This window comes from Roseateles sp. P5_E11, from assembly GCF_054049355.1.
Window position 1 is genome coordinate 1 of record NZ_JBFUMO010000164.1, and the last position, 10,943, is coordinate 10,943.

The following is a 10,943-nucleotide window of genomic DNA, read 5'->3' on the forward strand; positions in this document are numbered from 1 at the left end:
CGAGGCGCACGCGCGTGCCTTTGCCGTTGAGCTGCAGCGTGCTGCCGCCCAGCTGGGCCGTGGGTGCGAACTTGCTGACCGTGGGCGCGGCCGTGGCTTGCAGGCACAGGGCCGTGCCGGCGATCAACGCGGCCATGCGGGCGTGGCTGGCCAGCGTCTGAAGCTGAGTCATGTCTTCTCCAAAAGGCATTCTTCTCGCAGCGAGGCTGCTGCGGCGCCGCGATTCTGCTTGTGGAACCGACCGTACCCGGCCTGACGGATACCCTCAGGCGTGAATCCTCACGACCCGCGCGGGCCGGCCCACCGCCTCGCGGGCACGCAACTGGCCGCAGCCACCTTCCACGTCCTGGCCGGCCGAGTCGCGCAGCTTGGTCAGCACGCCGCGGCTAGACAGCTCGGCGGCAATGGCCCGCGCGCGTTCCCAGCTCGGTCGCGTGAAGGGCAGGCCTTCGGCGCTGTTGAAGGGGATCATGTTCAACAGGCCATAGCGGCCCTTGAGCAGGCGCACGATGCCGTCCAGCTCCTCGGGCCCGTCGTTGACGCCGTCCAGCAGCGTCCACTGGTACTGGATGGGATAACCGCTGGATCGCGCATAGGCGTCGGCCGCCTCGACGAGTTCCTCGGGCGTGAGCCGTGGTGCGCGCGGCAGCAGCTCGGCGCGCTTGGCGGCGTCGGTCGTGTGCAGGGACAGCGCCAGGGCCGGCTTCACCTCGGCCTCGTTCAGCGCGGCGAAGGCGCGCTCATCGCCCACCGTCGAGAACACCAGCTGCTTGTGCGCGAAGCCTCCCTCGCGGCCCAGCAGCGTGATGGCGTCCAGCACATTGGCCAGGTTGTGCGAGGGTTCGCCCATGCCCATGAAGACGACCTTGCGCAGCTTGAGGTTCTTGCGCCGGGCCAGCACCACCTGGGCCACGATCTCGGCACTGCCGACCTGGCGGATCAGCCCGTCCACGCCCGTCATGCAGAAGCGGCAGCCCACGGCGCAGCCCACCTGGCTGGACACGCAGACGCCGTCGCGCGGCAGCAGCACGGTCTCCACGGTCTGGCCATCGTTGAGGCCCAACAACAGCCGAGCCGACTCGCCATCGCTGCCGGCGTGCTCGCTGCGCAGCGTGACGAGGCTGTCCAGCTCCGCCATCAGCCCCGGCAGCACCGCCATGACCGCCTTGGGCAGGAAGCCCTGCAGCGGCCGCTTGCCGCCATCCAGCGGCAGGCCGTGCAGCCAGTGGCGCAGCACGCGGCTTTCGTGGTCGGGGTTGGCGCCGAGCGCACGCAGGCGCTGGCGGAGGTCGGCAATCAGCATGGGAACGGAGGTGACAACAGCCCGCGATTGTCGGCGCTATGCTGGATCGACCCTTTTCACGAGGAGACACCATGGCCAAGCCCGAGAACTGCGCCCCCGAAGAATGGGCCGTCCGCTGCGACCTCGCCGCCCTCTATCGCCTGGCGGCCCTGCACGGTTGGGACGACCTGATCTTCACCCACATCTCGGCCCGCGTGCCCGGCCCCGAGCATCACTTCCTCATCAACCCCTACGGGATGATGTTCGAAGAGATCACGGCCAGCAGCCTCGTCAAAGTGGATCAGGCCGGTGAGAAGGTYGCGCCCAGCGACTACAACGTCAACCCGGCCGGCTTCATCATCCACAGCGCCGTGCATGAGGCCCGCGAGGACGCGAAGTTCGTCATGCATCTGCACACGGTGGCCGGCGTGGCGGTCAGCACGCAGCGCGAAGGCCTGCTGCCGATCTCGCAGCACAGCCTGTTCCCGCTGGCCAGCTTGAGCTATCACGGCTACGAAGGCGTGGCGCTGAACCCCGACGAGAAGGTCCGCCTGGTCGCCGACCTCGGCAACACCTCGCTGATGATGCTGCGCAACCACGGCCTGCTGACCCTGGGCCGCAGTGCGGCCGACACCTTCCTGAAGATGTTCATGCTGCAGCGCGCCTGCGAGATCCAGATCGCGGCCCAGGCTGGCGGCGGCGAGCTGATCCGCATCCCGCAGCAGATCCTGGCCGGCATCCGCGCTCAGAGCGACAAGGTCATGCGCGGCTCCGGGGCCGAGCTGGCCTGGCCGGGGCTGCTGCGCCGCCTGGCGCGCCAGAACCCCGGGCACGACGACTGAGCCTTGGTCCCGCAGCCGGGCTGAGAATGGCGGGGATGACTGATCCCCGCTTGTTCGCCCTCGTTCCAGCCGCTGGTATTGGCGAGCGCTCAGGCGCCGCCGGCCCCAAGCAATACGTGCCCATCGCCGGTCGCCCGATGCTGGCGCACACGCTGGCTGCGCTCGCGGCCGTGCCCCGGCTGGCGCAGACGCTGGTTGTCTTGTCACCTGGCGACGATCGCTTCGAAACCGCTGTACCTGGCTACGCTGGCTGGGTTGCTCGCGTGGGTGGCGCAAGCCGCGCCGAGAGCGTGCTCGGTGGCCTGGCCGAACTGAGGCGACGTGGTGCGACCGACAACGACTGGGTGCTGGTGCATGACGCCGCCCGCTGCCTGCTGCGCCCGGACTGGGTCGATGCGCTGATCGATGCCTGCGAGCACGACGCCGTCGGCGGCCTGCTCGMCCAGCCCATCGCCGATACGCTGAAGGCCGGCGACGCCGACGGACGCGTCACGGCCACCGTCGACCGCCGCGACAAATGGGCTGCGCAGACGCCGCAGATGTTCCGCCTTGGACTTGTCGAGCGCGCGCTGACGGCGATCGGTGCGGCTGCGACGGACGAGGCCAGCGCCGTCGAAGCCCTGGGCCTCTCGCCGCGCCTGGTGCGCGCGTCGATGGCCAACTTCAAGGTGACCTGGCCCGAGGACTTCGAGTTCGCCGAGCGCTGCCTCAGAGTCTGAGTTCCAGATCCTCGCCGCTGAGGAAGTCCCCATTGGCCGGCACGTCCAGCCCGCGTTCCAGCTTGCCCTTGAGCTTGAGCTTGGCCGCCTGTTCGGGCGCAATGCGCAGCCGCAGTGCGCCGGGCGTGACCTGGTGGAAGAGGTAGTAGCCGTCGGCCGAACTGGTGGTCGTGGCGATGACCTCGTCCTTGCCGTTGACCAGTTCCACTTGGGCGTCGCCGATGCCGCGTTTCTTGCCGCCGGCCTCGACCAGATAGATGGTGCCTTCGACCTCGGAGCTCAGCACGACCGGGAACTCCAGTTGCTCCACACGCCCGGGCCGCGGCAGCACGCGCACGCCGGGTGTCAGCGGCTTCCACTGCGGGTCCTCGAGCGTGGCGGGGTCGAGCGCGATGTCGGCATAACGGCCTGGCGCCAGGCGGTTCAGCAGCGCGACGCCGCCGGTGTCGGTCAGTCGCGGGTGGCGGCCGCCGCCGTTGAGCAGGAAGCCGGCATTGGCCACGAAGTCCTCGCCGGGGTCGCGGATGCCGTTCATGTTGCGGTCGACAAAAGCGCGCGCCGACACGGCGCCGCTGCCGGCAAGCGGCTGGCCGTCGAGCTGCCAGCGACCGCTGCGCGGGTCGCGGTCCAGCGCCACGAAGAGCTGCAGGCCCATGGCCAGTTCATGCTGGCTGGAATAACTCGCGCTGACGGCCAAGCCGAAGCTGCCGAGGTTCTTGGCCAGGCCGCCCGACACCAGCGTCAGCCCCGAGTCCATGCTGCGCAGCAGGCCGGCGTTGATCTGGTAGCCGTCGGCGAGGTTGCGGTCGGCGCTGATGGCGACGGCCTGCAGGCTGGCACCGGGCTGCAGCCGGTACATGAGCTGGGCGTTCAGGCCGACGTCGGCCACGCGTCGGCTCAGCTGCAGCGCGCCGTCGGTGGTCGTGAAATCACCGCTGCGCTGCCAGCGCAGGCTGTTGGACAGGGCCGTGCCCCACAGCATGAGCGAGGTGCGCAGGCCGAGCTGGACATTGGACGGTCCCTGGTCCAGCGCATTGCGCACGGCGTTGAAGTCGATGACCAGGCGCGGCAGGCCGCCCAGGCGCACGCCACCCTGCAGCCGCAGCTCCTGGCGCTGGCGCACGCCGCCGGCCACGTCGGCGAACTGGTCGTTGATGAAGCCGCCCTGACGCTGGGTGTGCAGCAGGTCCAGCGCGAAGCCGCCCAGGCGCGTCTTCATGCCCAGCTCACCCAGGGCGCCGCCGCCGCGCATGCCGGTGAGCTGCGAGCTGAGGATCATCGAGTCGAGATAGGCCAGCAGGCCGAGCTGGCCATAGTCCAGCGCCTCGGCGACGACGCCGGCCACCAGGCGCGGGCGGCGCACCAGGCCGACCTTGCCGGTCAGCTTCTTGCCGATACCGATGTCGGCCTGGGCGACGCTGCGCACCGAGCCGTCGTCGGCGACCTGCGAGGCCAGCGTGTAGAACACCTCGCCGGGCTTCACGCTGGCCTGGTCGAGCAGGAAGCTCTGCTTCTCCACGCGCAACTGCCCCAGCGGACCGTGGAAGACGAGGCGGAACTCGTTGGCGCCGAAGGACAGCGGCAGGTCATCGAAGGCGTAACGGCCGTCGGCACGCGAGGACTGGTAGCCCAGCAACTGGTCGTTGTAGTACAGCGTCACGTCCCAGCCCGGCGGCAGGTCGCCGCGCAGGCTGTGTCGGTCGAAGCTGTTGGGCTGGTCCAGCGGCCGGTTGCTGACCGACACACCATTGCCCTTGGCGCTGCCCTGCATGACGTTGCGCACGCTGGGCAAAGCCAGGTTGCCCAGGGCGACGGAGCGCGCCCGCAGCGGCCCGAGCAGGCCGGCATCGGGGTCGTTGCGGGCCAGCGTCAGGCGCAGGTCGGGCGTGGCCTTGTCGTGGGTCTTGAGTACATAGGCGGAGCCTTCCATGCCGAGCAGGTCGCTGGTGATGTAGGCCGTGTAGGCCGCCTTGTACTGGCGCGAGTTCTTGCCGCGGCGCGCGTCGGCGCCGAAGGATTGGTCGATGGAGGGCACGTCGACCAAGCCGGGTGTGGAGCGTGCATAGGGGTAGTTCGGCCGTTCGGCGGGTTGCAGGCCAGCCAGGGCCGCGGCCAGGCGCTCGCGCTCCAGCCTTTCCTGCAGCGGCAGCTTCTCGCGCGGCACGACCTTGAGCTTGAGGGTCGCGAGGTCGACCTGCAGGTCCATCGGCAGCCAGCGCGTCAGCAACTGGCGCGACACATAGATGTCGTCGCCGACGACGCCGGCCAGGCGGGGCTCGAAGTTCTGTTCACGGCCGCCGAGGCTGACCAGGGACTCGGCCAGGTTCAGCGCAAAGCCGCGCTCGCCGGGCAGCCGGCCGTCGGCGCTGCCGCGGTCGGGCTTCACCTGGACGGCCAGCATCAGCAGGCGCGACAGCTCACCCAGCGGCAGCAGGGTCTGCGTGCCGTCCTGGTAGGCGGCCAGGCTGTCGGACACCACCTGGCCATCCAGCACCACCTCCAGCACCAGCAGGTTGGTCTCGTCGATGCGGCGCGGGCCTGTTGGCAGGGACGGCCGGGAGGGTGGCGTTGGCGGCAGGGCGGCGACGCTGTCGCGCGCGCGCAGGCGCAGCTGCCAGTGCGGCAGGTCCACGGCCAGTTCCAGGCTCAGCCAGCGGGCCAGCAGCTGCGTCGACACATAGATGTCGCCGCCAATGCCCTGGGCCAGCCGCGGCTCGAAGGACTGGCGCCGTTCGCCGATGCGAATGGTCGAGTCGATCAGGTCCAGGCAGAAGGGCTCGCCCGAGCCCGGCAGTGTGCCGGCGGCGCGGCCCGATGCGGTCTGCACGCGCAGGTCCAGCCCGAGCAGCTTGGAGACGGCCCCAAGCGGCAGCAGCACCTGGTAGTCGGTCTGGTAGGCGTCGAGCGGCTCGGCCAGCGTGCGGCCATCGAGCTGCACCTCGAGCTGGCGCAGCGGCTTCGGCGCGTCGTCGGGCGCGGCATGGGCCAGCAGCAACGGCGCAACCAGCAGGGCTGCGGCGGCGACGCGCTGGAGGATGCGGAGCGGAGCCATGGCGCCGAGCGGCGGGCGCCGGTCCGTCAGGGAAGGGCGAGGCTGGTCTCGGCCAGCAGCTTACCGCCGGCCTCGGGCCGCTCGCGCAGGGCGAGCTTCAGCGTGCCGGCGGGCAGGGCGTTGCCGGAGGGCAGCTGCAGCGGCAACTGCACACGCCGGGCCGCGTTGGGCACGTAGACGGCCACGCCGCCGGCGCGCGCCACCTCGAAGGTGACGCCGGCCGTGGTCGTGAAGGTGGCGAGCAGGTCGCCATAGAGGGAGCGGTTGCCTTCGCGCTTCATCTGGAAGGACAGCGTGCCGGGGCCGGTTGCCGAGCCCGGCTGCAGGGCGAGGTCGGAAAGCTCGGCCCTGGCATGCGTCTCGCCCTGGCGAACGATGACCGGGATGGAGGCGCCGACGAGGGCCTGGATGACGATGCCAACGTCCTTGCCCTCGCGCTTGGCCACGTCCTCGACGCTGCTGTTGCCGCTGGCCTCGGCCACGCGGTCGAACTGCAGATGCGAGCGGTATTCGCCAATGGCCAGCTCATCGGGCTTGCGCAGCAGGATGCGCACGATCTGTGAGCCGCCGGGCGGGATGGTGACCTGGCGTGGCGAGTAGCGCAGCATGGCATCGGCGAATTGCTCGCCGGGGCCGGGCGCGTCGATGGCGATGAACTCGCCATTCGGGCCCATGCGGCGGTTGACGAGGTTGATGCGATAGGTCTCGGGCGTCTTGCCCTGGTTCATCAGCTCGACCTGGGCGGCGCGCTGCTGCTTGTCGAAGACGATGCGCGTCGGGAACAGCATCAGGTCGGCCTGCGCCGCGCGCGCCAGCAGCAGCAGCCCGAGGGCCGCCAGCCGGATGAACTTGGTCTTTGCACGCATACCGGCATCGTCGCCAGGACTTGAGCGGTGCAAAGCTCGCAAAAGCACCGGAGTTGCCGGTCTTTACTGGTAGTTCACGGTGACGTTGAAGGAGCCGGAATAGCTGCCCGTGGCCTGTAGGTTGCTCACGGTCAGCGTGGCGCCGACGTTGATTTGCTGGGTGCCACCGCCGCCCAGCACGCCTGTGCCGGAGGGGCTGCTGACGAAGCTGTTCAGCGCCATGCTGCCGCTGGCGCCATCGGTGAGGAAGACGGTGCCGTCCGCCGGCAAGGTGATGACGAACACCGCGCTCGGCGTGCCGGTGATCGTGAACTGGGCGGCACTGGCCGTGCCGGCCTGGTTGACGAGGATGACGCTGCCCGTCTTCAGGCGCGCGCCGCCCGGGCTGACGCTGACCGTGCCGCCGCTGCCGGCCGTGAAGGCGCCGAAAGACAGGGCGCCGTTGTTGACCAGGGTCTGACCGGGCGCGGCCGCGCTGGCGACCAGCAGCAGCGCGGCCAGGGCGCGATGACGGGTCAGCCCGCGCATGGCCTCAGTTGAAGGCAACGGTGATAACGAGAGGGCCCTCGCCATCGCCGCCTTCTCCTGCAGGCAAAGCGGCGGCCACGGACACGGCTGCAGCCGGGCCACGCGCCAGCAGCGCCGCGCTGGCCGCGGGGACGATGTCAACGCCAAAGGCCTGCCTGGACTCCACCGCGCTGCCGATCCACAGGGGCAGGGCGCGCAGGATGGCCGGCGTGGTCGCGCTCGCCACGCGCGTCACCAGGTCACCCGTGGCGGGGCCGGCGGGGGCGTCCCGCGCCAGCAGCAGGTCCTGCACACTGACGGGCACACCCAGCCAGGCGTTCACCGTCACGGGCACGATGACGGCCGCGCTGGCCTGGGCCGCGGCACTGGCGGCCACGGCTGGCGCCTGTGGCAACAGAGTGCACCACAGTGCGGTGGCGGCGCAAAGGCCGTGAATGCGGAAGGCGGTCGTCATGGCCGCAAGGAGGATAGGCCTCAGTTGTAGGCGACGGTCACCTTGACGATGCCCGTGTAGGTACCCGCGGCCTGGGCGGCGCCCACCGTCAGCTTGCCGCCGACAAAGATATAGGCGGCGCCGGCAGCCAGCGTGCCTGTGGTGGCGTCGGTGGTTTCGTCGGTCTTGCCGGTCGCCGTCGCGGTCGCGACCGCCTCGGTGATCCAGTCGATGGCCATCGTGTTCGCGCTCGCGTCGGTCAGCACCGTGTCGCTGCCGGTGTAGTCGATGGAGAAGGTGTTGGTGCCGGCGCCGGTCACGTCAAAGCGCGCGGCCACGGGCGCGACGCCAGTGGGCAGGACGGCCGTGCCGGACTTGGTGCGGGTGCCGTCGGTGGCCAAGGTCACGACGCCGTTGCCGGCGACCAGATTGCCGAACACGAGGTCGGCCGACTTGGTCACCGCGATGGGCTGCAGCACGACGGCGGTGGCGCTGGCGGTCGCGTTGTCGGCGGCCTGTACGCCGCGCATGCCAGCGGCTCCCAGCAGCACCAGGGCGCTCAAGGCCAGCAGGCTTTGCGGACGAACGGATCTTTTCAACGATGTGGTCATGGGGCGCTCCTCGGCTCCTGGATGTGCCGACCCACGAATGCTGCGGGCCCGCTCAACAGGCTTATCGGCCGATCAGCGCCGAGCTTGACGGTCATTTCTTTACCAGCTCGGCCCCAGCAGCAAATAGGCCGCTGTCTCGCCGCCGCGCGTCGTGCCGAGCGCCAGGTAGAACGGCCCGAATCGCGTGTCCACGCTGAGAAAGCCGCTGGCGGCCTGCTTCCAGCCGCTGCTGGGTATGTTGGACAGCTTGAGGCCGGAGCCGGCGCCGATGGCACCCGTCTCCAGCGAGAAACCGACGCGCACCGCGCCGCCCAGGCCGACAGGCATCTCGCCGATGCGCCGCGCCATGACGACGCGCAGCAGGGCCATGTTTTCACCCACCAGCGACGCATCGGGCGTGCCAGACAGGCGCAGATAGCCCCCGAGAGAGCGCGCCTGCCCGCGTTCGGCGTGGGCGAACTCGCCGTAGAGCTGGCCGGCCCACTCGCCCAGCCGCAAGGCCGACAAGCCGATCAGCGAGGCGTTGATGACGCTGGCCTCGCCGCGCGGATGCAGCCATTCGATGCGCGCCGTCGTCCACTGACCGCGGCTGGGGAAGGCGAGGGAGTCCAGCGTGTCGGTGTGCAGTTCCAGGTATTGCTGGCCATAGCTCTGCGAGCGGCGGCTGCCCTCTGGGACGACGGGCAGCACCACCTCGTCGCTGGCACGCAGGCGGCCGATGCYGAGCCGCAGGTCGCCCAGGCCGGCGATGCGGTGGCCGAGTTCCAGCTGCGCGCTGGTCAGGCTGCTGGACAGGCGCAGCGCGCGCTGGCCCTGGTCGAAGACGTCGTTGCTGCCGGCCGTGTAGGCAAGCTTGGCGCTGGCGAACCAGCGCGAGCCCGGGCCGAGCGGCTGGTAGAACTCGGTGTTGAGGCCGCGCGAGGAGCCGATGCGGGCGACCGAGCGCAGCTCCGCGCCCCAGGGGTTGAGCCAGTTGGCGACGTGCATGGCCACCAGCGAGTAGCTGTTGGCATCGGCGAAGTTGCTGTACAGCTCCAGGCCGAAGCGCACACGGCTGGCGGCCCAGTCGGCCTCGGTGAGCTTGAACTCGACGCTGCGCCGTCCGTCGCGGTCGTCGATCTCGGTCTCGATGCGCTCGAAATCGCCGGTGCCGTCCAGCCGCTCGACGGCCCGGGTCAGGTCGGCGCGGCCTACTGTGTCGCCCGGCTGCAGGGCCAGTTCGGCCCGCAGCGCCTCGGCGTTGACCCGCTGAGCGCCGGTAATCTTCAGCTCAGCCAGCGGCAGGGCACTCAACGCTGACTCGGGCGGGCCGAGGCGGCGGGCCTGCAGGGCCGCGTGGGCAGCAGGCGCGGCCAATTCCGCCAGGCGCTCGCCGGCGGCCAGGGCCGCGCGCCGGCCGGTGGCCATGGCCTCGTCGGCGCGGTAGAAGTCCATGAAGCCCATGCCGGGCAGGTCGGGGTCGATGACGATGTCCCGGGCGTTCAGCTCACGCAGCGACCGCTGCACGTTCTGCTCGGTCAGGATCTGCAGCATCTGGTTGGCCACCATGACGGCGCTGCTGATCTCGCGGTCTTCGAGCAGCGGCGTGCCGACGTTGACGGCGATGACGATGTCGGCGCCAAGCTGGCGGGCCAGGTCGACGGGGAGATTGCGCACCAGGCCACCGTCCACCAGCGGGCGGCCGTTGACGCGCAGCGGCGCAAACACGCCCGGCACGGCCATGGAGGCACGCAGGGCCTCAAACAGCGGCGTGTCGGCCTGGTCCAGCATCGCGCCGGAGAGCAGGTCGGTCGCGACGGCGCGAAACGGGATGGGCAGCTTGCACAGCGGGTCGTCGGCGCGCGTGGCGGGGATGAGGGAGGACAGCGTGGCCTCCAACTGGCCATTGGCGGCGGCGCCGCCGGGCAGCATCGCACCGCGTTGCGGCGTGAAGCCGAACTCGATGCGCGAAGGAAGCCGCTCGTCATCCTCGCGGCGGCGAATGGACAGGCGCTCGCGCGCCGGCCGGTCGGCCAGGATGGCGTTCCAGTTCGCGCCCTTCACCAGGACCTCGAGCTCATCCAGGCTGCGGCCCGAGGCATAGGCGCCGCCGACCACCGCACCCATGCTGGTGCCGACGATGAGGTCTACCGGCACCTGCATCTCCTCCAGCACGCGCAGCACGCCGATATGGGCCAGGCCGCGGGCGCCGCCACCGGACAGCACGAGGCCGATCCTGGGGCGCTGAGCGGGAGAGGGTTCGGCGGCCAGTACGGAACCGGCGATCAGGCAGCAAAGAAGGAGCAGGCGTTTCATGGCGGCCCGCACCATAGCAGCGTCAGCGCAGGCCGAACTCCGCCAGCTCGCCCTGGCGGCGCAGTTTCTGGATGGCCTGGTGCAGCTTGTCGACCGGCTCCTGCGGCGTGCCAAGGTGGCAGGCCACATAGGCGTCCACGCGGCGCAGCGTCAGGACGTTCTTGACCGGCGCGYCGCCCTCGGCGCGGATCACGGGTTCGGCAGCGAGTTCGTTGGCGAACCAGAAGTCCACGCGCCGCGCCTGCAGCATGCGCAAGGCCGACACCGAGTTGTTGGCCTCCTGGGCGGCGATGCCCTGCTCGCGCAGCGATGCGG

Annotated in this window: 10 protein-coding genes; 2 read left to right on the top strand and 8 right to left on the bottom strand. The window is 70.3% G+C overall.

Going from position 1 to position 10,943, the window contains the following annotated elements:
• Positions 1–265: 265 nt before the first annotated feature.
• A complete protein-coding gene (locus tag ACXJKR_RS14075) occupies positions 266–1,303 on the bottom strand; it encodes an RNA methyltransferase (RefSeq protein ID WP_457323363.1) in 1,038 nt (345 codons plus the stop codon).
• Positions 1,304–1,374: 71 nt separating this feature from the next.
• On the opposite strand from ACXJKR_RS14075, the gene ACXJKR_RS14080 reads away from it, so the two are divergent.
• Together ACXJKR_RS14080 and ispD are read left to right on the top strand one after the other, a co-directional pair.
• Entirely contained in the window at positions 1,375–2,124 is a 750-nt protein-coding gene (locus ACXJKR_RS14080; RefSeq protein WP_457323364.1) for a class II aldolase/adducin family protein, read from the top strand.
• Between the two features lie 35 nt (positions 2,125–2,159).
• Positions 2,160–2,843, top strand: a complete 684-nt coding sequence (gene ispD, locus ACXJKR_RS14085) for a 2-C-methyl-D-erythritol 4-phosphate cytidylyltransferase (protein ID WP_457323365.1) — start codon at positions 2,160–2,162, stop codon at positions 2,841–2,843.
• Here ispD and ACXJKR_RS14090 read toward each other — a convergent pair.
• The 7 genes from ACXJKR_RS14090 to ACXJKR_RS14120 all read right to left on the bottom strand — a co-directional run.
• Positions 2,833–5,895 (bottom strand): MSCRAMM family protein, encoded by a 3,063-nt coding sequence (locus ACXJKR_RS14090; protein ID WP_457323366.1) that lies wholly within the window; start codon positions 5,893–5,895, stop codon positions 2,833–2,835. The two genes, ispD and ACXJKR_RS14090, sit on opposite strands and share 11 nt — an antisense overlap.
• Positions 5,896–5,921: 26 nt before the next feature.
• Positions 5,922–6,761, bottom strand: a complete 840-nt coding sequence (locus ACXJKR_RS14095) for a molecular chaperone (protein ID WP_457323367.1) — start codon at positions 6,759–6,761, stop codon at positions 5,922–5,924.
• 63 nt (positions 6,762–6,824) lie between these two features.
• Entirely contained in the window at positions 6,825–7,289 is a 465-nt protein-coding gene (locus ACXJKR_RS14100; RefSeq protein ID WP_056197950.1) for a DUF4402 domain-containing protein, read from the bottom strand.
• A 4-nt stretch (positions 7,290–7,293) separates the two neighbouring features.
• Positions 7,294–7,743 (bottom strand): hypothetical protein, encoded by a 450-nt coding sequence (locus ACXJKR_RS14105; protein ID WP_457323368.1) that lies wholly within the window; start codon positions 7,741–7,743, stop codon positions 7,294–7,296.
• A 20-nt stretch (positions 7,744–7,763) separates the two neighbouring features.
• The gene (locus tag ACXJKR_RS14110) at positions 7,764–8,333 is read right to left on the bottom strand and encodes a DUF4402 domain-containing protein (RefSeq protein ID WP_457323369.1); all 570 of its coding nucleotides are present in this window, start codon (positions 8,331–8,333) and stop codon (positions 7,764–7,766) included.
• A gap of 99 nt (positions 8,334–8,432) precedes the next feature.
• Entirely contained in the window at positions 8,433–10,628 is a 2,196-nt protein-coding gene (locus ACXJKR_RS14115; RefSeq protein ID WP_457323370.1) for a patatin-like phospholipase family protein, read from the bottom strand.
• 22 nt (positions 10,629–10,650) lie between these two features.
• Positions 10,651–10,943: hypothetical protein (locus ACXJKR_RS14120; protein WP_457323371.1), on the bottom strand; the 293-nt coding region annotated here is incomplete at its 5' end.

Bases quoted from the DNA above. Each gene is read 5' to 3' on its own strand.
- ACXJKR_RS14075 (WP_457323363.1), bottom strand. From the start codon at position 1,303: ATGCTGATTGCCGACCTCCGCCAGCGCCTGCGTGCGCTCGGCGCCAAC.
- ACXJKR_RS14110 (WP_457323369.1), bottom strand. From the start codon at position 8,333: ATGACCACATCGTTGAAAAGATCCGTTCGTCCGCAAAGCCTGCTGGCC.
- ACXJKR_RS14090 (WP_457323366.1), bottom strand. From the start codon at position 5,895: ATGGCTCCGCTCCGCATCCTCCAGCGCGTCGCCGCCGCAGCCCTGCTG.
- ACXJKR_RS14100 (WP_056197950.1), bottom strand. From the start codon at position 7,289: ATGCGCGGGCTGACCCGTCATCGCGCCCTGGCCGCGCTGCTGCTGGTC.
- ACXJKR_RS14105 (WP_457323368.1), bottom strand. From the start codon at position 7,743: ATGACGACCGCCTTCCGCATTCACGGCCTTTGCGCCGCCACCGCACTG.
- ACXJKR_RS14095 (WP_457323367.1), bottom strand. From the start codon at position 6,761: ATGCGTGCAAAGACCAAGTTCATCCGGCTGGCGGCCCTCGGGCTGCTG.